The sequence below is a fragment of the Planotetraspora thailandica genome, assembly GCF_016863335.1.
In the GTDB taxonomy this organism is placed as follows: Bacteria; Actinomycetota; Actinomycetes; order Streptosporangiales; family Streptosporangiaceae; genus Planotetraspora; species Planotetraspora thailandica.
Map to the genome: position 1 here is coordinate 1 of NZ_BOOR01000074.1, position 25100 is coordinate 25100.

A 25100-nucleotide genomic window follows, 5' to 3' on the forward strand; every position below is an offset into this window, starting at 1 on the left:
TGGTGGGGCCGGTGGGATTCGAACCCACGCTGGACGGCACCTAAAGCCGCTGTCTCTGCCGTTGGACTACGGCCCCTCGTCGTGTTTCCTGCCCATCCTGGAATGACGGGCAGGAAATCGCTACCGGAAATTTCCCGTGAAAATGAGGATCAGGTCCGGCGTCGCCTCATCGTACAGGCTGGCAACCGCCGAGGGCCGCCCGTTTTGGGCGGCCCTCGGCGGTTGGAACCGTACGAGTCAGGAAATACCCAGCTCTTTCACCAGCCGGGCGACGTGGCCGGTGGCCTTCACGTTGTAGAGCGCCTTCTCGATCTTGCCGTCACCGTCGATGACGAACGTCGAGCGGATGACTCCCATCACGGTCTTGCCGTAGTTGGTCTTCTCGCCGTAGGCGCCGTACGCCTTATGGACGTCGAGGTCGACGTCGGACAGGAGCGGGAAGGTGAGCGCGTCGCGGGCGCGGAACTGCTGGAGTTTGGCCGGTTTGTCCTTTGAAACTCCGAGGACGACGAAGCCTTGGGCGGTCAGGGCGCCCAGATTGTCGCGGAAGTCACAGGCCTGCTTGGTGCAGCCTGGAGTCATCGCCGCTGGGTAGAAATACAGAATGACGCGCTTGCCGCGAAAGGACTCGAGTGACACCTCGTTGCCCTCGTCGTCGGTGAGGGTGAAATCCGGCGCGGCGTCGCCGGCTTCGAGCCTGCTCATGAATACCTCCCGCGGAAGCGACCCGCGTCAACGTGCGGACAAGCCTTCACCAACCTACCGGTTCGGCCGTTGTGCGGGGCGCGCGCCGGACCTGGCAGACTGATCACCCACGAATAGCACAGGAGGGGATCGCATGGCTGACACCGATCCCGACGCGCTGGAGCGAGAGATCGAGCGTACGAGGGCCGAGTTGGCTCGCACGGTCGACGCCATCGCGGAGCGGGTGAGCCCGAAGCGGGTGGCCGAACGAGGCGTCGCCAAGGTCAAGGCCAACGCCGAGCATCTGGCGTCGTCCATCGGCGAACTCGTGGGGGTTTCGCCCGGGCAGAAGGGCGCCGAGGAAGAGTATCCGCCGCGGTCGATGGCCCCGGTGCTCGTCGGTCTCGGGGCCGTCCTGGTGGTGGGCGCCGCCATCATCCTGCTCCGCCGCCGCTCCCGCTGACCCTTCCCGCCAGGGTCAGAGGAAGGTCTGGCCTTCTCCGCGGTAAGTGGGGACCTCGTCGACGATCCTGTCGCCCTCGATGAGATGCAGGCTGGCGAAACGCTCGCACAACTCGCCCGCCTTGGCGTGCCGGAACCAGACGCGGTCGCCGATCCGCAGATCGTGCGCGGCCTGCCCGACCAGCGGCGTCTGGACCTCGCCCGCACCCTCGTTGCCGTCGTACGTCAACCCCGCCGGCAGATGGGGATACGGCAGGCGGCTGGGTCCTGACGAGCCAGACGCCGGATATCCCCCGCCGAGCACGGTGACCACCCCCGGGGCCGGCTTGCGCACGACGGGCAGCGCGAACATCGCCGCGGGCCGCCCGGTGAAGTTCCGGTAGAAGTCGAACAGCCGCGGATGGAAGAAGCCGGAGCCGGCAGCCACTTCGGTGATCGCCTCCTCGGCCGCCGTGCGCTCGATGCACCCGGTGCCCCCGCCGTTGACGAACTCCAGGTCGACGGCCTGCCGTACGGCGTGCACGACCTGGCCGCGCCGTACGGCGAGTTCCCGCTGGGACCGGCTCTGGACGAGGCGCAGCATCCGGCCGTACGCCCCGGGCACCCGGTCGCCGACGCCGGCGATCTGGGCCTCGTAGGACATGAGCCCCACGAGCCGCATGGCGGGCCGCCTGGCGATGTCGGCGGCGATCCGGGCGGCCTGGTCCGGGTGGCGGATGGGGGAGCGCAGGGCCCCGGCGCGAAACTTCCCGGCGAACGCCACAAATCCAGCATCCAGATCCAGACATATCCGGATTGGGCGGGGAAGGTGGAGGCTTTCGATCAGGTTCAGATGATCGGGGCAGTCCACCATGATCGTGATTCCGGCACGGGCGTGGGCGTCGGACCCGAGCGCACGCAGAGCGGGCACGTCGACGGTCGGATACGCCACGAGGACGTCCCGCAGGCCGTGCGACACGAGCCAGAGCGCCTCGGGGAGGGTGAAGGCCATGACGCCCGCGTAGCCGTCCATGGCCAGGACGCGTTCCAGGACCGCCCGGCTGCGAATCGATTTGCTCGCCACCCGGATCGGCTTGCCGTGGGCCCTGCGCACCATGCTCTGCGCGTTGGCCCGCAGCGCGTCCATGTCGACGACCGCGAAAGGCGGCTCCAATCCCGCCGTGGCCCGGTCGAGGCGCTGTCGGTCGTCCATGCGCGCAGCCTAGTACGAATGGGCGCAAATTAAATGAGCCACGCTCATGTTAACTGTGCCATCGGCAAAATCTTCGGTCCCGCTCCGTCATGATCGAGCAAGACCGCGGGTGATCGGCTCCCCGGCGGCTCTCGCCGTGTACCCCTGGACGGGTGACTAGAGAGCGGATCCGATGCCGTGCTGGGGAGAAGTGAGCGGTTGATGAGCGTCGTCCAAGAGATCTTCGCGGGATCGTCGGCGAAAGGCGACGGCCGGCGGGAAGAACGGCGCAACCTCGTCCGGGCGCTGCGGCCGGGTCGTACGCCTGCGGGGGTCCTGGTGGCGGCGACGCTCACCGTCTGCGCCTGGGGCGTGGCCGTCGAGATCATCGCGACGATGTTCGGCTCGCCAGTCGTCTCGCCGCCCCTGCGCCGCCTGCTGGCGACCACCTTCGGCGATCCCGCCGTTCCCGGCACCGCCGCCGCCATGATCGCCTGCGGGGTGGGTCTGGTGGCCCTGGCCGTACTGCCGGGCAGGCCCAGGCTGGTGCCTCTGGAGAGCGACGATCCGTTGCTCGTCATGGGACTGACCCGGAGCGGCCTGACCAGGACGCTCGCCGTGGCCGCCCAGTCGGTGGAAGGCGTCGCGCGGGCCCGGGTGCGCATCCTGCGCGGCCAGATCGAGGTCGTGGTCGTGACCGACGCCAAGCGCACGGGCGAACTGCTCCGCGAGGTCGGCGGCGCCGTCGGCGACCAACTCGCCGGACTCGGCGCCCAGTGCCGTCATGAGGTGGTCGTACGGCTACGCAGGAAGAGGCTCTGACGATGCGCCCATACATGGGGAATCGCGTCGGCATCGGACTCGTCGGCACGCTCATGATGATCGCGGGCATGGGTGTCCTGGCTCTCAGAGCCGATCACCTCGACACCCAGATCGTTGATCTGTCCTTCTTCGAGCGGAACGCGTGGTCCCGGCCTCTGGCCGCGGCCGCCGCGATACTGGTGGCGCTGACCGTGACGCGCTGGCTGGTGGTCGCGCTCGGCTGGGGCCGCTGCGGGAGCCGTACCGGAACGGGGACGGCCATGCTCGGCGTCGCGATGAAGGGAATCGAAGGCGTCGCCAGGATCCACGTCAGGCTGGTCGGCGAAAAACGCCTGCGCATCGGGATCTCCATGGCGCCGCGCGGCGATCTGCACGAGTTGATCGCCTGCCTGGACGGCCAGGCCGTCTCACGGGTGCGCGGCGCTGTCGATCGCGAGGGGATCCCCGCCATGGTCAGACTCCACGTGCGCCGCCGCTGACATTGCATGATCACGAAGTGGAGACGCGCACGTCACCGGGCGCGTCTCCGAACTTCTGCATGATCACGAAATGGATGTGTGCAGGTCAGGTGCCGTCTCCCCGAACTTCTGCATGATCACACCCAGGGGTTGGAGGGGGTGGGGTCAGCATTCGATGACGTTGACCGCCAGGCCGCCTCGGGACGTCTCCTTGTACTTGTCGAGCATGTCCCTGCCGGTGTCGCGCATGGTCTTGATGGCCTTGTCGAGGGCCACAAAATGGCGGCCGTCCCCGCGAAGCGCGATCCTGGCCGCGGCGATCGCCTTGATGGACGCCACCGCGTTGCGCTCGATGCAGGGAATCTGCACCAGACCGCCGATGGGGTCGCACGTCAGGCCGAGATTGTGCTCGATGCCGATCTCCGCGGCGTTCTCGACCTGCTCGGGAGTGCCGCCCAGCACCTCGGTCAGCCCGGCCGCCGCCATCGAGCAGGCCGAACCGACCTCACCCTGGCAGCCCACCTCCGCGCCGGAGATGGACGCGTTCTCCTTGAAGAGCACGCCCATGGCCCCCGCGGTCAGCAGGAACCGGACGATCCCGTCGTCGTCGGCACCCGGGACGAACTTCGTGTAATACGACAAAACCGCCGGGATGATGCCGGCGGCGCCGTTCGTCGGGGCCGTCACGATGCGGCCGCCCGCCGCGTTCTCCTCGTTGACGGCCAGGGCGAACAACGTCACCCAGTCCATGGCCCGCAACGGGTCGGCGTCCGCCTCGCTCTGCAGTCTCCGGTAGAGCTGGTTGGCGCGCCGCTTCACCTTGAGGCCGCCCGGCAGGACGCCCTCCCTGTGTGTGCCGCGGCGCACGCATTCGGCCATGACCGACCACAGGTGCAGGAGGCCGGCGCGGATCTCCTCCGGCGTACGGCCGAAGGCCTGCTCGTTCTCCATCATCAGACCGGAGATCGACAGGCCCGTCTCGGCGCAGTGGTCGAGGAGTTCTGCGGCGGTCGTGAACGGGTGGGGGAGCACGGTGTCGTCCGGTTTGATCCGGTCGGCTCCTGTGGCGTTCTCGTCGACGACGAAGCCGCCGCCCACCGAGTAGTAGACCTTCTCCCGCAACGGCGTCCCATCGGCGAACGCGGTGAACCGCATGCCGTTGGGGTGGTGCGGCAGCGACAACTTCCGCTCGAAGACCAGGTGCTCACCGACCACGAAGGGAACCTCGTGCGTGCCGTACAGGCGGACGGCGCCGTCCGCCCGCATCGCCGCGAGCTTGGCCTCGACGCCGTCGACGTCGACCAGCTCGGGCTTCTCACCGGAGAGGCCGAGCAGGACGGCCTTGTCGCTGCCGTGGCCCTTGCCGGTCAGCCCGAGCGAGCCGTACAGGATGACCCTGACCTCGGTGACCTTCTCCAGCAACCCGTCGGCGTGGAGGCCGCGGGCGAACTTGTGCGCCGCGGCCATCGGGCCGCCCGTGTGTGAACTGGACGGCCCGATGCCCACCTTGAACAGGTCGAAGACGCTGATCGCCATTGATCGATGTCCTTGCCCGGTGGTGGATCAGGACTCGGCGGTGGTGAGCGTGGTGTATTCGGCGGAGGTCAGCAGGTCCTCCGGGTCCTCGCTGAGCTGCACGCGGAACAACCAGCCCTCGCCGTACGGGTCGGAGTTGGCCAGCGACGGGTCGTCGACGACGGAGGCGTTCACCTCCACGACCTCGCCGGTGACAGGCGCGAAGATGTCGCTGACCGACTTGGTCGACTCGACCTCGCCCACGGCGTCTCCGGCCGTGACCCCGGCGCCCACCTCCGGCACCTGGACGAAGACCACGTCACCGAGCTGCTCGGCGGCATAGGCCGTGATGCCCACCGTCACGGTGCGGCCGTCATCGAGCCCGGACACCCACTCGTGATCCTTGGTGTAGCTCAGGTCGTCGGGAATGCTGCTCACTTGCTCCTCCTGTAAAAAGGCAGGTCAACGACGTCGACCGGTTCATGGCTGCCACGGATGTCCACGGTGAGGCCGCCCGACTCGACGGCGGCATGGGCGACGTACGCCATGGCGATCGGCTTGCCGAGCGACTGCGAGGGCGCGCCGCTGGTGACCTCGCCGACCGGCACGCCGTCCTGGGTGACGGGGTAACCGTGGCGGGGAACCCTGCGGCCGCGTGCCACCAGCCCGACGAGGCGGCGGGCCGGCGTCTCGCCCTCGGCCTTCGCCGCCAGGGCCTCCCGTCCGACGAAGTCGCCCTGCTTGTCGAACCGGACCACCCGGCCGAGGCCGGCGTCGAACGGCGTGAGGTCGGCGGTGAGCTCGTTGCCGTAAAGCGGCATGCCCGCCTCAAGCCGGAGCGTGTCGCGGGCGGACAGGCCTGCGGGGACGAGCCCGAAGTCCGCTCCCGCCTCGGTCAGCGCGTTCCAGACGTGCACGGCGTCGGCGTTCGCGACGAACAGCTCGAAGCCGTCCTCGCCGGTGTAGCCCGTGCGCGCGATGAGGGCCTCCCGCCCGGCGACCGTGCCGGGGAGGCCCGCGTAGTACTTGAGGCCGACGAGGTCGGCGTCGGTCAGCTTGCCGAGGATCTCGGTGCTTCTCGGGCCCTGTACGGCGACGAGGGCGTAGGAGTCGGACCTGTCGTCGACCCGCGCCTCGTACGGCTCGGCCCGCTCGGTCAGCTCACGTGCGACGAGAAGGTAGTTGGAGGCGTTGGCGACGACGAGGAACTCCTCCGGCGCGAGCCGGTAGACGATGAGGTCGTCGAGGATGCCGCCGTCCGGAGCGACGATCATGGTGTAGCGGGCGCGGCCGGGGGCCAGCGCGCTGATGTGGCCGACGAGGGCGTAGTCGAGGGCCTCGGCGGCCTGGGGGCCGGTGACGAAGATCTCTCCCATGTGGGAGAGGTCGAACAGCCCGGCGGCGTTCCTTACCGCGTTGTGCTCGATCGACTCGCTGCCGTAGCGCAAAGGCATGAGCCATCCGGCGAAGTCGGTCAAGGTGGCGCCGAGGGCTTCGTGGACCTCATGCAACGGAGTGGATCGGGGCATTAACGCACCTTAGGAGGACGGATGCTGCGTCTGACTATTGGGCATCCTCCCCCTCTGTCATCGGTGCCTGAGAGCTTCGCCCGTTCTTTGCCGGACTTTCACCTTCGGCGAGGCCGTGAGGCCTTCTTTCCAGAGGTCACCTGACCCGCACGGTCCTTTGCCTTGAGAGGTTCGCGGGGAGGGCTTGCTCCTTCAGGGGCCCTGACCGGATGCCAGGACGCTCTCCCGCACGGGGTCACCGGTGTCCCGTCAGCCTAGTGGGTAGGCGCTGGTCACGGTAACGCCCGCCGGGCGCCTTTTGCACCGTCTGCTGGCGAATCCGGCCGTATCCCGTGGAGAGCGCGCGCGAGAAGTAGCGTCACCGACATGGCGGAGCACCGTTACAGCGCGGCGGACATCACGATTCTGGAGTTCGACGACTCCGTCCGCACGCGCACGGCCATGTACTTCCGTGCGTCCCGGGAGAGCCCGGAACTGGCCACGCGAGTCCTGTCTGAGGTCGTCGGGCATGCGCTCCATCCGGCCACCCGTGTCGGCCCGCCGCACACGGCGCGGGCACACGCGGAGATCTCCGCCGATCTCGCGTTCTCCGTGGAAGACGACCTGACCGACGCTCTGGACGACCAAGGCAGGCCTCGGCCGGGCTACTACGACTCCCTGCTCGGCCCCGATCGATGGCTGAGCGGCGCCGCGGCCGCACTCAGCGGGCGTACCGTCGTCGAGGTCTGGCGGGACGGCCGCGGCTTCCGGCAGGAGCTCGCGGGCCTACGGCCGCTGGGGGCGCCGGAAGAGTTCGAGCCATCCGCGGGCGGCGGCACCCGCTTGTCCTGTGAACTGGATCCCGCCCTCTTCGCTCCCGGTTCGGCGATCACCACCGATCTGGATTCGCTGGATCTGCACGGCACCCACTGTCCGGAACCCCATGGCGGGCACGTCACCATCCGCGATCTCCGTACCAGCAGGGAATGGGCGGCACCGAATGCCGGACGGCCCTGAGCGCAAGTGCGCGGGACATTGCACCGATCACCGGTGCTTCACCAGGGCAGGGATATTTATGAAACTCTCCGTAATCTTGCAAATTCGAAGAGTAACTTACCGCCTGTGCCAGGAATCGACCATGAGATGCCCATCGAGCTGATCCACAATCACCCGATGACCGCGGTGGAGTTGCTGCGGGACGCCGCCGGTGTCCAGCCGCCTCCGTTTGCCACCGCCGCGGTGGAGGCGGTGGACTGCACACAGTTGGTCCCGGTGGAGTTCCGCGCCGATTCAGTGGTGGTGCTGCGCGACGCGGCAGGAGGGGCTCAGCTGGCGCTGATCGTCGAGGTGCAGAACCGTCACGACGCGCGCAAGCGGTTCAGCTGGCCGGTGTACGTCACGGCGTTGCGGGCCCGGCTGGAGTGCCCGACCGCCCTGATGGTCATCTGCCCGGATCCGGCGGTGGCCCGCTGGTGCGAGCAGGTGATCGCGCTGGGTCCCGGCGGCACGATCACTCCGCTGGCGGTCCACCCGGGTCGCATCCCGCTGATCACCGATCCGGAGCGGGCGCGCGCCTGTCCCGAGTTGGCCGTCTTGTCGGCCACAGCGCACGCCGAACGGCCCGAGATCGTGCTGGCGCTGCAGGCCATGCTCGCGGCGATGGACACCCTGGACGAGGATCGGGCGAAGCTATATTTGAACTACGTGTTCGCCGTGCTACCGAGCGTGGCGCGCAAGCACCTGGAGGAGATCGTGACCACGACGAGCCACGACTACGAGCGGATCGCCGGTCAGTACCTGTCTCATTGGGTCGACCAGGGCCGGGCGGAGGGCCAAGCAAAAGGTCGAGCGGAGGGCAGAGCGGAGGGCCGGGCGGAAGGCGAGGCGGCGGCGGTCCTGGCTGTGCTCGACGCTCGTGGCCTGGAGATCTCCTCTGACGCGCGCGACCGGATCACCAGCTGCGACGACCTGAATGTGCTGGAGACCTGGATCCGCCGCGCGGTCACGGTGAACTCGGCGGACGAACTTTTCGCCTGAAGCGGCTCCGCCGTACTTTCGGCTCGATTTCCTGAGCCCTCCGTCAGCCGGCGCGCCTGGCGGAGGCGTCGGAGAGGGCTGTCCTCGTTGCTCGGGGTGCCACTGGATGGCGAGGGTGAATTACGCGTTCGCCGTGCCGCCCAGCGTGGCGCGCAAGCACCTGGAGGAGATCGTGACCACGACGAGCCACGACTACGAGCGGATCGCCGGTCAGTACCTGTCCCATTGGGTCGATCAGGGTTGGGCGGAAGGTCGAGCGGAGGGCCGGGCGGAAGGCGAGGCCGCGGCGGTCCTGGCTGTGCTCGACGCTCGTGGCCTGGAGGTCTCCTCTGACACGCGCGATCGGATCACCAGCTGCGACGACCTGAATGTGCTGGAGACCTGGATCCACCGCGCGGTCACGGTGAACTCGGCGGACGAACTTTTCGCCTGAAGTGGCTCCGGAGCGATTCCGGCACGCGTTCTCCAGCACACTTCGGGCGCGCTCTTTCCGAGCTTTCCGTCAGCCGACACGGCCGGCGGCGGTGACGAGGGCGTCGAAGAGGGGGCCGTCCTCGTCGGCCTCGGGATGCCACTGGACGGCGAGGGCGAACGGTAGTCCGGTGACCTCGACGGCCTCGATCGTCCCGTCGTCCGAGCGTGCGGTGATTTCCAGGCCGTCCGCCAGGCGGTCGATCGCCTGATGGTGGTAGTGGGCCGGGGTCAGTTCGTCGTCGCCGTAGATCTTGGCAAGTGACGGCGAGAGCCGTACGGGGACCCGGCCGAAGGTGCCCGGGGCGGGGGAGTGGCCGGTGTGCCCGGCCACGTCAGGCAGGTGCTGCTGGAGTGTGCCGCCCAGTTCCACGTTGAGCACCTGAAGCCCGCGGCAGATGCCGAGGAAGGGCAGGCCGTGGTCGAGCGCGGCACGCATCAGCCCGAACTCCGCCTCATCACGAAATTTCCGGATGTATCCCGTCTGCTCATGCGGGCGGGAGCCGTACCGCGCCGGATCGATGTCGCCTCCGCCCGCGATGATCAGGCCGTCGAGCCGGCCGGCCAGCTCGGCCGGAACACCCGCGGGCGGAATGATGACCGGCTGGCCGCCGGCCCGCGCGATGTGCTCGACGTACATGTACGGCAACAGCGCGGTGGTCATGTCCCAGACGGTGAACTTGGCGGGCTCCACATAACACGTGATGCCGATGACCGGTCGTGACATGACCACCTCGCTCGGATCGGATGCCGGTTCTACAGGGGGGTGACGTACGCGCCGGAGATGCCGCCGTCGACCAGGAACTCCGACGCGGTGATGAAGCTCGCGTCGTCGGAGGCCAGGAACGCCACGGCGGCCGCGATCTCCTCGGCGCGGGCGAACCGGCCGATCGGCACGTGCACGAGCCGCCGCTGGGCACGCTCAGGGTCCTTGGCGAACAGCTCCTGCAGGAGCGGGGTGTCCACCGGTCCCGGGCAGAGGGCGTTGACCCGGATGCCCTCGCGGGCGAACTGCACGCCGAGCTCGCGGCTCATCGCGAGCACGCCGCCCTTGGAGGCGGTGTAGGAGATCTGCGAGGTGGCCGAGCCCATCACCGCGACGAAGGAGGCGGTGTTGATGATCGACCCCTTGCCCTGCCGCCGCATGTACGGCAGGACGTGCTTGCAGCACAGGTAGACGCTGGTGAGGTTGACCTCCTGGACCCTGCGCCACGCGTCGATGCCCGTGTCGAGGATGGAGTCGTCGTCGGGCGGCGAGATCCCCGCGTTGTTGAAGGCGATGTCGATGCTGCCGAAGGTGTCGAACGCGGTCTGGTACATCCGCACGACGTCGTCCTCGTTCGCCACGTCGGCCTTGACGAACAGGCCGCCGAGCTCGCCGGCCGCCTTGGCGCCCGCGACCTCGTCGAGGTCGACGGCCACGATCTTCGCGCCCTCCTGGGCGAAGCGCCGAGCCGTCGCGAGGCCGATGCCGCTGCCCGCACCCGTGATTACGGCGACGCGGTCTTGCAAACGCTGCATGTGTCTACTCCGTGGAAATGAAGACGTTCTTCGTCTCGGTGAAGGCGGCCAGGGCGTCGGGGCCGAGCTCCCGGCCGAGGCCGGACTGCTTGAAACCGCCGAACGGCGTCCAGTAGCGGACGCTGGAGTGGGAGTTCACCGACAGGTTGCCCGCCTCGACCGCGCGGGCCACCCGCAGTGCCCGCCCGACGTCGCGCGTCCAGATCGACCCGGAAAGTCCGTAGGCCGTGTTGTTCGCGATCCGTACGGCATGGGCCTCGTCGTCGAACGGGACGACGGACACGACCGGGCCGAAGATCTCCTCGGTGAAGGCCCGGTGGAAGGCGCCGGAGCCCCCCGCCAGCGGGTCGAAGCCGCCGGGAGCGGCCAGCACCGTCGGCGCGAACCAGAATCCGGGTCCGGACGGGCACGACCCGGTCGTGTGCACGCCTTCCGCTTCGCCGGAGAAGGCGTCGACGAACGACGCCACCCGCCGGCGGTGCTCGGCGCTGATGAGCGGTCCCATCTGGTTGGCGGGGTCGAGCGGGTCGCCCACCGTGACCGCGCGCACGGCGTCGGAGAGCCGGTCGAGGAACTCGTCGTAGACGGAACGCTCCACCAGGATGCGCGAGCGGGCGCAGCAGTCCTGGCCGGAGTTGTCGAAGACGGCCATCGGAGCGGCGGCCGCGGCCTTGGCCAGGTCGGAGTCGGCGAAGACGATGTTGGCGCTTTTGCCGCCGAGCTCGAGCGTCAGCCGCTTCACCTGGTCGGCGGCCTTGGCGGCGATCAGCTTGCCGACCTCGGTCGACCCGGTGAACACGATCTTGCTGACGCCGGGGTGCTCGACGAGCCTCGCACCGGCGACCTCTCCCTCGCCCGGGAGCACCTGGAGCACCCCTTCGGGGAGCCCCGCCTCGAGGGCGAGCTCGGCCAGCCGCGAGGCCGTCAGCGGCGTCCACTCGGCCGGCTTGACGATCACCGTGTTCCCCGCGGCGAGCGCCGGTGCGATGCCCCAGGTCATGATGACCATCGGGAAGTTCCACGGCACGATCACGCCGACGACGCCCAGGGGTTCGGAGAACGTGATGTCCACGCCCCCGGGCACCGGGATCTGCTTGCCGTGGTCGCGCTCGGGCGCGCCCGCGTAGAAGTTCAGCACGTCGCGGACGTTGCCCGCCTCCCACCGGGCATTGCCGATCGTGTGACCGGCGCCCGCGACCTCCAGCGCGGCCAGCTCCTCGGCGTGGTCCTCCACCTTCTGGGCGAAGCGCCGCAGCAACCGGGCCCGGTCTCCCGGGGCGACCGCTCGCCAGGCCGAGAACGCGCGGCGCGCCACCTCGACCGCGCGGTCCACCTCCGCGGCGTCCGCCATTTCGACCTCGGCGATCACTTCCTCGGTCGCCGGATTGAGTATCTTCAAAGCCTTTCGAACCCCCGATAGAGCTCCCAGTCGGTGACCGCCGCGTCATAGGCGGCCAGCTCGACCCGTGCGTTGTTCGCGTAGTGCTCGACCACGTCCTTGCCGAACGCGGCCTCCGCGATCCGCGACCCCTCCCAGAGCGAGAGCGCGTCGCGAAGCGTGCTCGGCACCGTTCCGGCGCCCGCGGCGTACGCGTTACCCGAGTACGGCTCCTCCAGCGGCAGTTCCTCATCGATGCCCCGCAGGCCGGCGGCGATCAGCGCCGAGACGGCGAGGTAGGGGTTGACGTCGCCGCCGGGCACCCTGTTTTCGACCCGCAGCCCCGTGCCGTGGCCGACCAGCCGCAGCGCGCAGGTGCGGTTGTCGACGCCCCACTTCACCGCGGTGGGGGCGAAGCTGCCGGGGACGTACCGCTTGTAGGAGTTGATGTTGGGCGCGTAGAAGAGGGTCAGCTCCCTGAGCGCGGCGAGCTGGCCCGCGATGAAGTGTTCGCCCACCTTGGACAGCCCGTGCGGCTCCGGCCCCGCCATCACCGGCCGGCCGTCGGCGTCGCGCAGCGAGATGTGGATATGGCACGAGTTGCCCTCGCGCTGGTTGGGCTTGGCCATGAACGTGATCGACCGGCCCTCCTGGGCGGCGATCTCCTTGGCGCCGTTCTTGTAGATGACGTGGTTGTCGCAGGTCGTCAGGGCGTCGGCGTACCTGAAGGCGATCTCGTGCTGGCCGAAGTTGCACTCGCCCTTCGCCGACTCGACGTACAGGCCCGCGCCCTCCATGCCGAGCCGGATCTTGCGCAGCAGCGGCTCGATCCTGGCGGTGCCGAGCAGCGAGTAGTCGACGTTGTAGAGGTTGGCGGGGCGCATGTCGCGGTAGCCGCGCCGCCACGCCTCCTCGTAGGTGTCGTCGTAGACGATGAACTCCAGTTCGGTGCCGACGAAGGCGGTCCATCCCCGCTCGGCCAGCCGCGCGATCTGGCGGCGCAGGATCTGGCGGGGAGAGGCGACCACGTCGGTGTCGTCCTCCCAGACGAGGTCGGCCAGCAGCAGGGCGGTGCCCTCCTGCCAGGGCACCCGGCGCAGGGTCGCGAGGTCGGGCCTCATCACGAAGTCGCCGTACCCGCGTTCCCACGACGACATGGCATAGCCGTCCACGGTGTTCATGTCGACGTCGACGGCGAGCAGGTAGTTGCAGCCTTCGGCGGCGTGGTTCAGCACCTCCTCCAGGAAGTACCGCGCCGCCAGGCGCTTGCCCTGCAGCCGGCCCTGCATGTCGGTGACGGCGAGCAGGACCGTGTCGACGCGGCCCGTCTCGATGTCGCCGCGAAGCTGCTCCACGTCAAGCACGGCGCCTCCTGCCAAAAGTCTGGAAACAGACCATTGGAGGGCATGCAAGCACCAGCGCCCGGCCTTCGTCAACAATGCTTCTAAGGTTTAACCTCCGGGGACGGAGGCCCGGGCGAAGGGGGACGGCAGGTCATGGTCAGGTCGGCGGGCGCCACCGGTGTCTCGCTGCTGCGACCGGTCAGGGCGGGCAACGCCTTCGAGGAGACCGTCGAGCGGCTGCTCCAGGCGATCAAGCTCGGGGTCGTCGGCCACGGGGAGAAGCTCCCGCCCGAGCGTGAGCTCGCCGCCCAGCTCGGCATCAGCCGCGTCACCTTACGGGAGGCGATCCGCGCGCTGCAGGAGTCCGGCTTCCTCGACGTACGGCGCGGCCGGTACGGCGGCGCGTTCGTCGTCTACCAGCCGCCGAGTCCGCGCAAGGGCGATCTGCGCAAGGCCGTGAACGAGATGGGCCCCGGGGGCCTGGAGGACGCGCTGACCTTCCGCATGGCCGTCGAATGCGGCGCGGCCCAGATTCTGGCGGGAACCGACCTCACCGCCGCGCAGCGGGAGTCGCTCGCCGCGCGACTGGCGGAGGTGAACGACGCGGCCCCCGCCGACTACCGGCGCATGGACACCGCCTTCCACCTGTCCATCGCGGAATTGACCGGATCGCCGCTGCTCATCTCGGCCTGCGCCGACGCACGCCTGCGGGTGACCGACCTGCTCAACGCGATCCCCGTGCTCCAGCCCAACATCGAGCACGCCGCCGTGCAGCACGCGGCCATCGTCGCCGCGATCCTCGGCGGCGATCCCGAGGCGGCCAGGCGGGCGGTGGCCGAGCATCTCGAAGGCACCGCCGCGTTGCTGCGCGGATTCCTCAGCTGACCGATCAGTCACTTTTGCGCGATATCAAATAGCTTCGCGAATTTGCGAGTGCTATTTGGGTATTTATCCATGCGAAGTCGTTCCAGGGTGGGGAGTGGACGGCATGGAGTCGCGTGAGTTCTTCGAATTCCAGGAAATGGCGGCGCAACTGAAACGGGAAGCCGCCGGGCTGACGGGCGACCGGTTGCTCGCCGCGGAGGCCCGTACGGAAGAGGCCGAGGCCAAATTGTGCCTGATATGGCATGAAATAGCCGATATGTCCCGTGAGGCTCGACAGAGGTACGGCGTAGCCGGCTGAGACGCCTCCGGGTGCGCGCGATCGCCCTTCCTCGCATAGCGTCAGTGCGAGTTGACCATGCGGCAGGGCCCCGCGCCCCTGGGGGAGTTCATGCAGTCAGACGTCACGGAACCGGACGGTCCGCCGTCGAAAAACCCGCCGGGGTGGCGGCTTCTTCTCGGCCTGGTACGCCCGCACAAAAGGGCGCTCGTGCTCGGCGCCGTGCTGAGCCTGGCGGGGACGGCCGCGGGGCTGGCCATGCCGGTTCTCGCCAAATCGGTCGTCGACGCCTTCGGGAAGGGCGAGGCCCTGGTCGCGCCCCTGGTGGTCCTGTCGGTAGCGGTCCTGGTCAGCGCCCTGGTCGCGGCCGCAGGGCGGTACGTCCTCGAGCGCACGGGCGAGGGCATCGTGTTCGGCTCGCGGACGAGCCTGGTCGAGCGCATCCTGCGGCTGAGGGTGCCCGACGTCGACCGGCTGAAGCCGGGCGACCTGCTCTCCCGGGTCAGCTCCGACACCACGTTGTTGCGGGCGGTCTGCACCGAGGCGCTCGCCGGGTCGGTCGGGTCGGTCTTCATGTTCCTGGGCGCGGTCGCCCTCATGGCGTACGTGGACGGCGTGCTGCTTCTGGTCACCCTCTCGGTGGTCGCCCTGGTCGCACTCCTCGGTCTCTCGCTCGCTTCCAAGATCCGCAAGGCGTCGCTCGACGCGCAGGTGGCGCTCGGGGAGATGGGCTCGGTGCTCGACCGCGCCCTGCAGGCGTTCCGCACGGTCAAGGCCAGCGGGGCCGAGTCCCGCGAGATCGCCGAGATCAACGCGGCCGCCGCCCGGGCGCGCGACCGCGGGGTGACGGCCGCCGCGTGGAGCTCGCTGGCGGGCACGGGCGCCTGGATGTCGGTCCAGCTCGCGTTCGTCGCCGTGCTCGGCGTGGGCGGGGCGCGGGTGGCGAGCGGGTCGATGGAGGTCTCGTCGCTGATCGCCTTCCTGCTCTACCTCTTCTACCTGATCTCGCCCATCGGGCAGCTCGTCCAGAACCTGACCCAGCTGCAGGTCGGACTGGCCGCCGTCACCCGGATCCAGGAGGTCGCCGCCCTCCCGGTCGAGCCGCCCTCCAAGCACGACGGGCACGACGAGACGGCCGTCGAGGCGGGCCGCGAGCCCGTCGGCGTGACGTTCACCGGGGTGGTCTTCCGGTACGGCGGGGACCGTCCCGTGGTCCACGAGCAGGTGAGCTTCGAGGTGCCCGCGGGCGGGATGACGGCGCTGGTCGGCCCCTCGGGGGCAGGTAAGTCGACGGTCTTCGGCCTCATCGAGCGGTTCTACGAGCCGCAGGCCGGGAACATCCAGGTCGGCGGGCGGGACATCCGCGACTGGCCGCTCGGCGAGCTGCGCGCCGCGCTCGGATACGTCGAGCAGGACGCCCCGGTGCTGGCCGGGACGCTCAGGGAGAACCTCGTGTTCGGCGCGCCCGGCGCCACCGACGGGGAGATCGAGCGCGCGCTGGCCCGCACCCGCCTGGACGACCTGGTCGCACGCCTTCCCGACGGACTGGAGACGCCCGTCGGGCATCGCGGGGTGCTGCTGTCCGGCGGGGAACGCCAGCGGGTCGCCATCGCCAGGGCCCTGCTGCGCCGTCCGCGCCTGTTGCTGCTCGACGAGGCGACCTCGCAGCTCGACGCCGTCAACGAACTCAGCCTGCGCGAGGTCGTGGCGGAGGTCGCCAGAGATACGACCGTCCTGATCATCGCGCACCGGCTGTCCACCGTCACCGAGGCCGGCCGGATCATCGTGATGGAGGGCGGACGGGTGCGCGCCGCCGGCACCCACGACGAGCTCGTCGCGAGCGACGACCTGTACCGCGAGCTGGCCGCCACCCAGTTCCTCGTGTCCACGTGAAGCCGGTATCGGTGAGGCGCATGGGACACCCGTGGCGGTGATGGCAAAGCCGTACGCAGGCTTTACGTCGGTCCGCAGCTTGGCGCGTGGGGAAATCGGGAACTCCCGGATTGCGGAACCTCTCCTTCACCTCAGCCGGAGCTCCCGGGCTCAACGCGCGTGCGGGCGCGTCCGGGGACGACGGCCGAAGGGCGGGGCGCCTCGGCGGGTGTACGCCGGGGCGCCCCGGCCCATTTCGCCGCTCTTCACCGCCTTTCCGTGTGAACGGAGACGTTCACCGGCCGCGTGCCGCAGGGCATGATTTGTCAGAAACGACCGAGAGTCAGGCCGTGGCCGCTGCCCTGGAGGATCTGTGCACGTGACCTACTGGTGCGAGATGGTGTGGCTGCCGCCCGGTGAGGTCGTCGAGAGCGTCGCCGTCATCACCGACGGCCCGCGCATCGCGGAGATCCATCCGGGGGTTCCCGCGCCCCCCGGCTCCGTACGGCTGGCCGGCCTGACCCTGCCCGGCCTGGCGAACGCCCACTCGCACGCCTTCCACCGCGCGCTCCGTGCCCACACGCAGACCGACAGGGGCAGCTTCTGGACCTGGCGCGAGCAGATGTACGACGTCGCCGGCCGCCTCGACCCCGACACCTATTTCGCGCTGGCCAGGGCGACCTACACGGAGATGGCCCTGGCCGGCGTCACCTGCGTCGCCGAGTTCCACTACCTGCACCACGGCCCCGGCGGCGTGCCGTACGACGACCCCAACGCCATGGGCCACGTCCTCGTGCGTGCGGCGCGGGAGGCCGGATTGCGGATCGCCCTGCTCGACACGTGTTATCTGACCGGCGGCATCGGCGACGCCCTCGTCGGCACGCAGCTGCGCTTCGGCGACGGGGACGCCGAGCGCTGGGCGGTCAGGGCCGACGAGCTCGCCGCGGCGTACGCGGACGCCGACGACGTGGAGATCGGAGCGGCCATCCATTCGGTGCGCGCGGTTCCGCCCGAGCAGATGCCCGTGGTCGTCGAATTCGCCCATCGGCAGGCCGCGCCGCTCCACATGCACGTCTCCGAGCAGCCCGCGGAGAACGAGGCGTGCGTCGAGGCCTACTCCGCCACACCCGTCCAGGTGCTGCACGACCACGGCGCGCTCGGCCCGCGCTCGACCGCCGTCCACGCGACCCACCTGTCGGACGTGGACGTGGCGCTGCTCGGCGGCTCGACCACCCACGTGTGCATGTGCCCAACGACCGAGCGTGACCTCGCCGACGGCATCGGGCCCGCCCGCAGGCTGCTCGAGGCCGGGACGCCGATCACGCTGGGCTCCGACAGCCAAGCGGTCATCGACCTGTTCGAGGAGGCCAGGGCCGTCGAGCTGGACGAGCGCCTGGCCACAGGGGAGCGCGGGCACTGGCACGCCTCCGAACTGCTCGGCGCCGCGACGGCGGCCGGTCACGCCTCTCTCGGCTTCCCCGACGCCGGGTCCCTGATCCCCGGAGGCTGGGCCGACCTCGTGTCGGTCCGGCTCGACTCGGTCCGTACGGCGGGCGCGACGCGGGCCACGGCCGCGGAGGCGGTGGTGTTCGCCGCGACGGCGGCCGACGTACACTCCGTGGTCGCCGGCGGCAGGAGGGTCGTCGAAGACGGGCGGCACGTGCTCGGCGACGTCGGCGCGATGCTGCGCGAGGCGATCGCTGCGGCCAGGAATTAGCGGGTTTGCGCCGAGTGGGCGCTGGCGAGGATACGGAGAGCGTGGAACCGAAGACGATGAGGTCAGCGGTGGGATCAGCGGTGGGATCAGCGGTGGGATCAACAGTGGAGTCATCGGGGAGGTCGACGCTGGTCGACGGGATCGGACTGCTGTTCACAGCCGACCCGTTCCGCGAGGAGATCGAGGACGCCGCCCTGGTCATGGAAGACGGCGTCGTGCGCTGGATCGGCAGGTCGGCCACCGCCCCCGCCGCCGACGCCCGGATCGACGCGGAGGGCCGCGCCGTCATCCCCGGCTTCGTGGACAGTCACGCCCACCTCGTCTTCGCGGGCGACCGCACGGCCGAGTTCGCCGCCCGGATGGCGGGGGAGCGCTATTCGGCGGGAGGCATCGCCACCACGGTCGCCGCCACGCGCGAGGCGAGCGTCCCCGAGCTCGTCGCCACCACCGCCGCGCTGGTCACCGAGATGACCGCGCAGGGCACGACCACCTTCGAGATCAAGAGCGGTTACGGCCTGACGGTCGACAGCGAGCGCCGCAGCCTGGAGATCGCCAGCCAGTTCACCCCCGAGACGACCTACCTGGGTGCCCACGTGGTGCCTCCCGGCACGTCCGCCGACGACTACGTCCGCACGGTGACCGGGCCGATGCTCGACGCCTGTGCACCCCACGCGAAATGGGTCGACGTGTTCTGCGAGCGCGGCGCCTTCGATGAGGACCAGAGCAGGGAGATCCTCGGCGCGGGCATCAAGTCGGGCTTGCACGCCCGCATCCACGCCAACCAGCTCGGCGAGGGCCCGGGCGTGCGCATCGCCTGCGACCTGGGGGCCGCCTCGGCCGACCACTGCACCCATCTGAGCGACGACGACGTGACCGCGCTCGCGTCCAGCGGAGTGGTCGCCACGCTGCTGCCCGGCGCCGAGTTCTCCACCCGCTCGCCCTATCCGGACGCCCGGCGGCTGCTCGACGCCGGCGCCACCGTCGCGCTCGCCACCGACTGCAACCCCGGCTCCTCGTTCACGACCTCCATGCCCTTCTGCGTAGCCCTGGCCGTACGGGAGATGCGGATGACGCCGGCGGAGGCGGTGCGGGCCGCCACGCGCGGTGGGGCACAGGCGCTGCGGCGGCGCGACGTCGGCACGCTGCGTGTGGGCGCGAAGGCCGATCTCGTGATGCTGGACGCGCCGTCCTACGTGCATCTCGCCTACCGCCCGGGGGTGCCGCTGGTCTCCCAGGTCTGGCGGGCGGGCCGCCGCGTCGTTTGATCATGCTCAGTGGGGTAATCGGCCTTTTTTCGCGGATCACATCCTCCTCAGGGATGAATCCGAAACCATTCCGCGGACGTATTAATTTAGGGAATCTTTGCCCTGGATAAACCGTTGTTGGTTTCAGGACGTCGAAGTCGAGTAATCCGTGTTCACCGCGGCGAACTCGGCCTCGGTGACCGGTTGACACGGTGCACACTGCGGCGCGGCGGAACGAGGTGCCATCGAATGGCGACGGGGAATCGGACGCAGGACCAGCAGGCTTCCGAACGGGATCTTCTGGGGACCTATCTGGCGGAGATCGGCCGGGTGCCCTTGCTGAGCGCTGAGCAGGAGGTGGAGCTCGCCAAGCGGATCGAGGCGGGGCTGCTGGCCGAGCACCTGCTCGACGGGGGAAGGGTCGAGCCCAAGTTCTCCGACGCGGCCGATGAGGAGCTCGAACGGATAGCGATCTCCGGAAGGCGTGCCAAGGACGAGTTCATCCAGGCCAATCTGCGCCTGGTCGTCGCGGTGGCGAGGAAGTACTCGGGGCGGGGGATGCCCCTGATCGACCTCGTCCAGGAGGGCAACCTCGGCCTGGTGCGCGCCGTCGAGAAGTTCGACTACCGGCGGGGGTACAAGTTCTCGACGTATGCCACGTGGTGGATCAGGCAGTCGGTGGGCCGGTCGATCCACGAGCAGGCGCGCCCGGTGCGCCTGCCCACCCACGCGGGTGAGCAGATGACCCGCCTGATGCGGGTGCGCAGGGACATGCTGGCCGAACTCGACTCCGAGCCGACCGACGCCGACCTCGCGGCGGTGCTCGACCTGCCGATCGAGCGGGTCCAGGAACTGCGCCGCTGGGCGTCCGACCCGGTGTCCCTTCAGCTGGGGGTCGGCGACGAGGACGAGACCGAGCTCGGCGACATGATCGCGGACGACACCTGGGCCGACCCGGAGCAGCAGGCCCTGGCGACGCTGGAGAAGGAGCGTCTGGAGGAGTGGCTGACCGGGCTCGAGGGGCAGATGCGGGAGATGCTTCGCTGGCGTTACGGACTCGTCGACGGGCGCGAGCACACGCTCACCGAAGTGGGGGAGCGCTACGGCATCGGCCGTGACCGCGCCAGGCGCCTGGAACGTGACGCTCTGCTTCGGCTGCGGAAGATGGCCACCGCGGCCGCCTGAGCCATACGGCCTCGTCCGGGAGGGCCGGAAACCTTCCCGACGCATGCCGGCGTGTCTTTTCGCGACGCGCACCTCGTAGGGGTGCGCGTTTTGCGTTGTTCAGGATGTCCGAAACGCCGACGTAACACTCGGTCACCGTGTTTCACAGATGTGAAACACGAAGGGTCCTGGCCTGAAACGGCGGAAGAACACGCTGTCGCCAACGTCAGTGCGCCGGCCGGCCGATCCCGGGGCCCGCGGAAACTCTGAGCCGCGAAGAGTTTGCGTGGGTGGGGTGGTGCCCCCGGACAACGCCACTGCGGGAGTGATAACCGGCCATACGGCAATGTGTAAGGAGGGCCGCGTCGATGAAGATCGATACCGGCACCACCGCCTGGATGATCACAGCCACCGCCCTGGTGTTGCTGATGACTCCCGGCCTCGCGTTCTTCTACGGGGGCATGACCAGGGCCAAGAGCGTCCTGAACATGATGATGATGTCGTTCGTCAGCATCATCACGGTGACGATCGCATGGGTGATCTACGGTCACGCGTTCGCGTTCGGCACCAACGGTAACGAGACCCTGAACAAGTTCATCGGCGGTCTCAAGGAATTCGGTCTGCAGTCCCTGGTCGACACGGCGACCAAGGACGACGGCACCGGCATGCCGAGCCTGGTCTTCTCCGCGTTCCAGCTGACGTTCGCCATCATCACGGTGGCTCTGATCAGCGGCGCGATCGCGGACCGGGCGAAGTTCGGTGCATGGGTGATCTTCTCGGTCGTCTGGGCCACGGTCGTCTACTTCCCGGTCGCGCACTGGGTGTGGGGCGGCGGCTGGCTCACCCAGCTCGGCATCGAGGACTTCGCCGGTGGAACCGTCGTCCACGTGAACGCCGGTGCGGCAGGTCTGGCGTTGGCACTGGTGATCGGCAAGCGGGTCGGCTGGCGCAAGGAGCCGATGCGGCCGCACAACCTCACGCTTGTCCTCCTCGGCGTCGGTCTCCTGTGGTTCGGCTGGTTCGGCTTCAACGCGGGCTCCGAGCTCGCCGTCGACGGCACCGCCGGCCTCGCCTTCATGAACACCCAGATCGCCACGGCCGTCGCCGCCGGCGCCTGGATCCTCGTGGAGAAGATCCGCGACGGCCACGCCACCACCCTGGGCGTCGCCTCCGGCGCGGTCGCCGGTCTGGTCGCGATCACCCCCGCCTGTGGTTTCGTCGACCCGTGGGCGTCCATCGTGATCGGCGCCATCGCGGGCGCGGTCTGCGCCTACGCCGTGGGCCTCAAGTACAAGCTCGGCTTCGACGACTCCCTCGACGTGGTCGGCGTCCACCTCGTGGGCGGTGCCCTCGGCGCCGTCTCCCTCGGTTTCCTCGCGGCCTACCCCTTCCTCGACCCACAGGCGAAGGGCCTCTTCTACGGAGGCGGCTGGACGCAGCTGGGCCGCCAGGCACTCGGCCCGGTCGTGGTCGGCCTCTACTCGTTCGTCCTCGCCTATATCATCGGCAAGATCATCGACAAGACCATCGGCTTCCGGGTTTCCCAGGAAGAAGAGGTCACCGGCATCGACATCACGACCCACGCCGAGACCGGGTACGACCTCGGCACCGTCCACTCCTCGGGGGTGGCCTCCGTCAACGGGCCCGTCCCCGCTGCGGCGAAGAAGGTTGACGCATGAGACTCATCACGGCTGTGATCAAGCCCTTCAAGCTCGACGACGTCAAGGCGGCCCTGGAGCAGTTCGGCATCAAGGGCATGACGGTGAGCGAGGCCAGCGGCTACGGCCGGCAGCGCGGCCACACCGAGGTGTACCGCGGCGCCGAGTACCAGGTCGACCTGGTGCCCAAGGTCCGCCTCGAGGTCCTGGCCGAGGAAGAGGACGCCGAGGACGTCATCGACGTGATCGTGAAGGCGGCCCAGACCGGCAAGATCGGCGACGGCAAGGTCTGGTCCGTCCCGGTGGACACGGTCGTCCGGGTCCGCACCGGTGAACGCGGGCCAGAGGCGCTGTAACCGGATGATGAGGGGGGAAGCTCGCTCGTTCGCCTCGGCCCGGAAAGATCGGGTCGCGGACATCGACAGGTGGCTGACCGATCTGTTCCGCACCGCGGGCGCACAGCCGTACGCGCGTGAAGGACGGAGCGGACCAGGTCACAAGGGCGGGCCCCCCGACGGGCGCGACGCCGCGGGTCCCAACGGGGCCGGCGGGGTCGCCCTCGTCGCCGTCGGCAGCCTGGGGCGGGGCGAACTCGCCCCGGGCAGCGATCTCGACCTGGTTCTTCTGCACAACGGCCGCGATGACGTCGCGCGCATCGCGGACCGCATCTGGTATCCCATCTGGGATTCCGGAGTCGGCCTCGACCATTCGGTCCGTACGGTCGACGAGGCCGTCAAGGTCGCGCGAGAGGATCTCAAGGCCGTCCTCGGGCTGATCCAGGCCCGTCACGTCGTCGGAGACCCGGAGCTGACGCGGGCCGCCCGCGAGGCGGTGCTCGCCGAGTGGCGCGCCGACTCCCGGCGCAGGCTGGCCGAGCTGCGGATCGCGGCCGACAAGCGGGCCGAGTCCAGCGGCGAGCTGGCCTTCCTGCTCGAACCCGATCTCAAGGACGCCAGAGGCGGCATCAGGGACGTGCAGGCGATGCAGGCCGTCGCCGCCGCCTGGGTGGCCTCCGCGCCCGGCCCACGGGTCCGGGAGGCGTACGAGTTCCTGCTGGACATCCGGCACGGGCTGCATCTGGTCACCGCACGCGGCGCCGACCGGCTCGTGCTGCAGGAGCAGGACGCCGTCGCCGGGACCCTCGGCCTGCTCGACGCCGAGGCGCTGATGCGCCGCCTCGCGGAAGCGGGCCGGACGATCTCTCACGCGTTCGACTCCACGTGGCGCACCGTCGACCGGCTGCTGTCGGGTCCCGCGCCGCGCGGCAGGCGCCCGCTCGCCGACGGGGTCGTGGAGCACGGCGGCGAAGTCGTGCTGGCCCGGGGCGTGACCCCGCGCAAGGATCCCACGCTGGTGCTGCGCGCCGCGGCCGCCGCCGCGGAGGCAGGCCTGCCGCTCGCGCCGGCGACGGTCTCGGTGCTGGCCTCGCAGTCTCCGCCGCTCGATGTGCCCTGGCCGGACGACGCCCGCGGGGCTCTGGTCGCGCTGCTCGGTGCGGGCCGCGCCGCCGTGCCGGTGCTGGAGGAACTGGACCAGGCGGGCATCCTGGTGCGCCTGATCCCCGACTGGGAGCGCGTACGGCACCGCCCGCAGCGCAACCCCGTGCATCGCTACACGGTCGACAGGCACCTGATCGAGGCCGCCGCGGGGGCCGCCTCGTTCACCCGCGAGGTCGCCCGGCCCGACCTGCTGCTGATCTCCGCCTTCCTGCACGACATCGGGAAGGGCTGGCCGGGCGACCACTCCACGACCGGGGAGGTCGTGGCACGTGACATCGGCGCCAGGATCGGCCTTCCCCCCGCCGACGTGGAGATCGTCGCGACCGTCGTGCGCCACCACCTGTTGCTTCCGGAGACCGCGACCCGCCGCGACCTCGACGATCCCGTGACGATCGCCCGGGTGGCCGAGGCCGTCGGCTCCCGCGAGGTCCTGGAGTTGCTCGCGGCGCTCGCGGTCGCCGACGGCAACGCCACGGGCCCCGCCGCATGGAACTCCTGGAAGGCGTCCCTCGTGTCCGACCTGGTCCGCAGGGTCAGGTCGGTGCTGTCCGGCACGCCTCCTCCGCCCGCTCCCGTGTTGTCGCCGGAGCAGGCGGCGCTCGCCCGCCACGGCGGCGGCGCCGTACGCGTCAACAGGGGCGCCGTCACCGTGGTCGCACCCGACCGGCCGGGGCTGTTGTGGCGGGCGGCCGGCGTGCTCGCGGCGCATCGGATGGTCGTGCGGTCGGCCTCGGCCGCCTCAGCCGGCTCCACCGCGGTGATCGAGTTCGTCGTGGTCCCCGAATACGGCTCGCCACCCGATCCGGCGACGCTTGAGGCGGATCTGCGCCTCGTGCTCGCGGGGCGGCTGGACATCGAGGCCAGGCTGGCCAGACGGACGAGATCGATGCGGCCGCCGCGCGTGCCGGTGGCGCCGCCAAGGGTCACGCTGGTGGACGACGCGTCCAATACGGCGACCGTCGTCGAGGTGCGCGCGCACGACAGGCCGGGACTGCTGTGGAAGATCGGCCGGGCGTTCGGCGAGTGCGGGCTTGACGTCATGGCGGCACGTGTGGAGACTCTGGGCGCAGAGGCCGTAGATGTGTTCTATGTGGCAGACCGGACAGGTCGCCCGATCATGGACGAACACCAACGGGCTCAGGTGAGGGAGCAGGTTCTGGCCGCACTGAGATGAGTCGGCGTCGGTCGGCTTTCCTGTTGGTAACAATTGGGTGAGCCAGCCTGCGTACGGCCATCTTGGCCAGTGAGCTTGTGGTCGAATTGTCCCCGCCTGTATAGCTATGTAACTTCATGCTGTTCAGACGCATGAAGACATGCCGAAAGATGGCGGGGCCGGTGAGCACGGAGCAGTCCAAAACCGAGAAACACGCGCGGTCTAGTCGTTTCGCGCCGCGAAGCTGGCGGGTGCCCACGC

General features: G+C 69.6%; 24 protein-coding genes, 1 tRNA gene and 2 riboswitches. Of the genes, 15 read left to right on the forward strand and 10 right to left on the reverse strand.

The annotated features are described in order from the left end of the window. Together Pth03_RS36330 and bcp are read right to left on the reverse strand one after the other, a co-directional pair. Window positions 1–76, reverse strand: a tRNA-Leu gene (locus Pth03_RS36330). Between the two features lie 161 nt (window positions 77–237). After that, window positions 238–705, reverse strand: a complete 468-nt coding sequence (bcp, locus tag Pth03_RS36335) for a thioredoxin-dependent thiol peroxidase (protein ID WP_203949029.1) — start codon at window positions 703–705, stop codon at window positions 238–240. Window positions 706–838: 133 nt separating this feature from the next. Here bcp and Pth03_RS36340 point away from each other — a divergent pair, with 133 nt between their 5' ends. After that, window positions 839–1147: a DUF3618 domain-containing protein gene (locus Pth03_RS36340; protein WP_203949030.1), complete on the forward strand. Its 309-nt coding sequence runs from the start codon at window positions 839–841 to the stop codon at window positions 1145–1147. 15 nt (window positions 1148–1162) lie between these two features. Here Pth03_RS36340 and Pth03_RS36345 read toward each other — a convergent pair whose 3' ends face one another. Further along, window positions 1163–2338, reverse strand: coding sequence for an amino acid deaminase/aldolase (locus Pth03_RS36345; protein ID WP_203949031.1), 1176 nt, complete (start codon window positions 2336–2338; stop codon window positions 1163–1165). A gap of 201 nt (window positions 2339–2539) precedes the next feature. Between Pth03_RS36345 and Pth03_RS36350 the strand changes: the two genes are divergently transcribed. Then, window positions 2540–3139, forward strand: coding sequence for a DUF6286 domain-containing protein (locus tag Pth03_RS36350; RefSeq protein WP_203949032.1), 600 nt, complete (start codon window positions 2540–2542; stop codon window positions 3137–3139). A gap of 14 nt (window positions 3140–3153) precedes the next feature. Beyond that, window positions 3154–3618, forward strand: coding sequence for a hypothetical protein (locus Pth03_RS36355; RefSeq protein WP_203949033.1), 465 nt, complete (start codon window positions 3154–3156; stop codon window positions 3616–3618). Between the two features lie 144 nt (window positions 3619–3762). Here the strand turns inward: Pth03_RS36355 and Pth03_RS36360 are convergent, their stop codons facing one another. The 3 genes from Pth03_RS36360 to gcvT are packed head-to-tail and all read right to left on the reverse strand — an operon-like array spanning window position 3763 to window position 6641. Continuing rightward, complete coding sequence (locus Pth03_RS36360; RefSeq protein WP_203949034.1) at window positions 3763–5133, reverse strand: L-serine ammonia-lyase; 1371 nt, start codon at window positions 5131–5133, stop codon at window positions 3763–3765. Between the two features lie 27 nt (window positions 5134–5160). Beyond that, window positions 5161–5550, reverse strand: a complete 390-nt coding sequence (gene gcvH / locus Pth03_RS36365; protein ID WP_203949035.1) for a glycine cleavage system protein GcvH — start codon at window positions 5548–5550, stop codon at window positions 5161–5163. Further along, window positions 5547–6641 (reverse strand): glycine cleavage system aminomethyltransferase GcvT, encoded by a 1095-nt coding sequence (gene gcvT / locus Pth03_RS36370; protein ID WP_203949036.1) that lies wholly within the window; start codon window positions 6639–6641, stop codon window positions 5547–5549. Before gcvT ends, gcvH begins: the two co-directional genes overlap by 4 nt. A gap of 44 nt (window positions 6642–6685) precedes the next feature. Further along, a riboswitch (glycine riboswitch) is annotated at window positions 6686–6781 on the reverse strand. Continuing rightward, a riboswitch (glycine riboswitch) is annotated at window positions 6782–6879 on the reverse strand. Window positions 6880–7007: 128 nt separating this feature from the next. Between gcvT and Pth03_RS36375 the strand changes: the two genes are divergently transcribed. The 3 genes from Pth03_RS36375 (at window position 7008) to Pth03_RS36385 (ending at window position 9090) form a co-directional block, all read left to right on the forward strand. Continuing rightward, window positions 7008–7637 carry a DNA topoisomerase IV subunit B family protein gene (locus Pth03_RS36375; protein WP_203949037.1) on the forward strand — a complete coding sequence of 210 codons (630 nt, stop codon included), beginning with the start codon at window positions 7008–7010 and terminating at the stop codon, window positions 7635–7637. Between the two features lie 105 nt (window positions 7638–7742). Then, window positions 7743–8657 carry a hypothetical protein gene (locus Pth03_RS36380; protein ID WP_203949038.1) on the forward strand — a complete coding sequence of 305 codons (915 nt, stop codon included), beginning with the start codon at window positions 7743–7745 and terminating at the stop codon, window positions 8655–8657. A 106-nt stretch (window positions 8658–8763) separates the two neighbouring features. Then, window positions 8764–9090, forward strand: a complete 327-nt coding sequence (locus tag Pth03_RS36385) for a hypothetical protein (RefSeq protein WP_203949039.1) — start codon at window positions 8764–8766, stop codon at window positions 9088–9090. A 69-nt stretch (window positions 9091–9159) separates the two neighbouring features. Here Pth03_RS36385 and Pth03_RS36390 read toward each other — a convergent pair whose 3' ends face one another. From Pth03_RS36390 to Pth03_RS36405, 4 genes are read right to left on the reverse strand one after another with little or no spacing between them, the layout of a single operon-like run. After that, window positions 9160–9855 carry a gamma-glutamyl-gamma-aminobutyrate hydrolase family protein gene (locus Pth03_RS36390; RefSeq protein WP_203949040.1) on the reverse strand — a complete coding sequence of 232 codons (696 nt, stop codon included), beginning with the start codon at window positions 9853–9855 and terminating at the stop codon, window positions 9160–9162. 29 nt (window positions 9856–9884) lie between these two features. Next, entirely contained in the window at window positions 9885–10649 is a 765-nt protein-coding gene (locus Pth03_RS36395) for a 3-oxoacyl-ACP reductase (protein WP_203949041.1), read from the reverse strand. 4 nt (window positions 10650–10653) lie between these two features. Continuing rightward, entirely contained in the window at window positions 10654–12000 is a 1347-nt protein-coding gene (locus Pth03_RS36400) for an aldehyde dehydrogenase family protein (protein ID WP_239119645.1), read from the reverse strand. A 44-nt stretch (window positions 12001–12044) separates the two neighbouring features. After that, window positions 12045–13382: a glutamine synthetase family protein gene (locus tag Pth03_RS36405; RefSeq protein WP_275413276.1), complete on the reverse strand. Its 1338-nt coding sequence runs from the start codon at window positions 13380–13382 to the stop codon at window positions 12045–12047. A gap of 141 nt (window positions 13383–13523) precedes the next feature. Between Pth03_RS36405 and Pth03_RS36410 the strand changes: the two genes are divergently transcribed. The 9 genes from Pth03_RS36410 (at window position 13524) to Pth03_RS36450 (ending at window position 24860) form a co-directional block, all read left to right on the forward strand. Next, window positions 13524–14255, forward strand: a complete 732-nt coding sequence (locus tag Pth03_RS36410; RefSeq protein ID WP_203949044.1) for a FadR/GntR family transcriptional regulator — start codon at window positions 13524–13526, stop codon at window positions 14253–14255. Between the two features lie 103 nt (window positions 14256–14358). Beyond that, the gene (locus Pth03_RS36415) at window positions 14359–14553 is read left to right on the forward strand and encodes a hypothetical protein (protein WP_203949045.1); all 195 of its coding nucleotides are present in this window, start codon (window positions 14359–14361) and stop codon (window positions 14551–14553) included. Window positions 14554–14643: 90 nt separating this feature from the next. Next, window positions 14644–16425, forward strand: coding sequence for an ABC transporter ATP-binding protein (locus Pth03_RS36420; protein WP_203949046.1), 1782 nt, complete (start codon window positions 14644–14646; stop codon window positions 16423–16425). Window positions 16426–16777: 352 nt separating this feature from the next. After that, window positions 16778–18121, forward strand: coding sequence for a formimidoylglutamate deiminase (locus Pth03_RS36425; RefSeq protein WP_203949047.1), 1344 nt, complete (start codon window positions 16778–16780; stop codon window positions 18119–18121). A 56-nt stretch (window positions 18122–18177) separates the two neighbouring features. Continuing rightward, window positions 18178–19386 carry an imidazolonepropionase gene (gene hutI / locus Pth03_RS36430; protein WP_203949068.1) on the forward strand — a complete coding sequence of 403 codons (1209 nt, stop codon included), beginning with the start codon at window positions 18178–18180 and terminating at the stop codon, window positions 19384–19386. A 228-nt stretch (window positions 19387–19614) separates the two neighbouring features. Continuing rightward, window positions 19615–20550 (forward strand): sigma-70 family RNA polymerase sigma factor, encoded by a 936-nt coding sequence (locus Pth03_RS36435; protein WP_203949048.1) that lies wholly within the window; start codon window positions 19615–19617, stop codon window positions 20548–20550. Window positions 20551–20897: 347 nt separating this feature from the next. Then, window positions 20898–22208, forward strand: coding sequence for an ammonium transporter (locus tag Pth03_RS36440; RefSeq protein ID WP_203949049.1), 1311 nt, complete (start codon window positions 20898–20900; stop codon window positions 22206–22208). After that, window positions 22205–22543 carry a P-II family nitrogen regulator gene (locus Pth03_RS36445; protein WP_185055126.1) on the forward strand — a complete coding sequence of 113 codons (339 nt, stop codon included), beginning with the start codon at window positions 22205–22207 and terminating at the stop codon, window positions 22541–22543. Before Pth03_RS36440 ends, Pth03_RS36445 begins: the two co-directional genes overlap by 4 nt. A 4-nt stretch (window positions 22544–22547) precedes the next feature. Next, window positions 22548–24860 (forward strand): [protein-PII] uridylyltransferase, encoded by a 2313-nt coding sequence (locus Pth03_RS36450; protein ID WP_239119640.1) that lies wholly within the window; start codon window positions 22548–22550, stop codon window positions 24858–24860. The last annotated feature ends 240 nt before the right edge of the window (window positions 24861–25100 follow it).

Excerpts from the sequence above, each read along its gene's own strand:
- Pth03_RS36420 (WP_203949046.1), top strand. The coding sequence starts at position 14,644 with ATGCAGTCAGACGTCACGGAACCGGACGGTCCGCCGTCGAAAAACCCG.
- bcp (WP_203949029.1), bottom strand. The coding sequence starts at position 705 with ATGAGCAGGCTCGAAGCCGGCGACGCCGCGCCGGATTTCACCCTCACC.
- Pth03_RS36360 (WP_203949034.1), bottom strand. The coding sequence starts at position 5,133 with ATGGCGATCAGCGTCTTCGACCTGTTCAAGGTGGGCATCGGGCCGTCC.
- Pth03_RS36450 (WP_239119640.1), top strand. The coding sequence starts at position 22,548 with ATGATGAGGGGGGAAGCTCGCTCGTTCGCCTCGGCCCGGAAAGATCGG.
- Pth03_RS36435 (WP_203949048.1), top strand. The coding sequence starts at position 19,615 with ATGGCGACGGGGAATCGGACGCAGGACCAGCAGGCTTCCGAACGGGAT.
- Pth03_RS36395 (WP_203949041.1), bottom strand. The coding sequence starts at position 10,649 with ATGCAGCGTTTGCAAGACCGCGTCGCCGTAATCACGGGTGCGGGCAGC.
- Pth03_RS36345 (WP_203949031.1), bottom strand. The coding sequence starts at position 2,338 with ATGGACGACCGACAGCGCCTCGACCGGGCCACGGCGGGATTGGAGCCG.
- gcvT (WP_203949036.1), bottom strand. The coding sequence starts at position 6,641 with ATGCCCCGATCCACTCCGTTGCATGAGGTCCACGAAGCCCTCGGCGCC.
- Pth03_RS36415 (WP_203949045.1), top strand. The coding sequence starts at position 14,359 with ATGGAGTCGCGTGAGTTCTTCGAATTCCAGGAAATGGCGGCGCAACTG.
- Pth03_RS36375 (WP_203949037.1), top strand. The coding sequence starts at position 7,008 with ATGGCGGAGCACCGTTACAGCGCGGCGGACATCACGATTCTGGAGTTC.
- Pth03_RS36385 (WP_203949039.1), top strand. The coding sequence starts at position 8,764 with ATGGCGAGGGTGAATTACGCGTTCGCCGTGCCGCCCAGCGTGGCGCGC.
- Pth03_RS36400 (WP_239119645.1), bottom strand. The coding sequence starts at position 12,000 with ATGGCGGACGCCGCGGAGGTGGACCGCGCGGTCGAGGTGGCGCGCCGC.
- Pth03_RS36445 (WP_185055126.1), top strand. The coding sequence starts at position 22,205 with ATGAGACTCATCACGGCTGTGATCAAGCCCTTCAAGCTCGACGACGTC.
- Pth03_RS36440 (WP_203949049.1), top strand. The coding sequence starts at position 20,898 with ATGAAGATCGATACCGGCACCACCGCCTGGATGATCACAGCCACCGCC.
- Pth03_RS36390 (WP_203949040.1), bottom strand. The coding sequence starts at position 9,855 with ATGTCACGACCGGTCATCGGCATCACGTGTTATGTGGAGCCCGCCAAG.
- hutI (WP_203949068.1), top strand. The coding sequence starts at position 18,178 with ATGAGGTCAGCGGTGGGATCAGCGGTGGGATCAGCGGTGGGATCAACA.
- Pth03_RS36410 (WP_203949044.1), top strand. The coding sequence starts at position 13,524 with ATGGTCAGGTCGGCGGGCGCCACCGGTGTCTCGCTGCTGCGACCGGTC.
- Pth03_RS36340 (WP_203949030.1), top strand. The coding sequence starts at position 839 with ATGGCTGACACCGATCCCGACGCGCTGGAGCGAGAGATCGAGCGTACG.
- Pth03_RS36355 (WP_203949033.1), top strand. The coding sequence starts at position 3,154 with ATGGGGAATCGCGTCGGCATCGGACTCGTCGGCACGCTCATGATGATC.
- Pth03_RS36350 (WP_203949032.1), top strand. The coding sequence starts at position 2,540 with ATGAGCGTCGTCCAAGAGATCTTCGCGGGATCGTCGGCGAAAGGCGAC.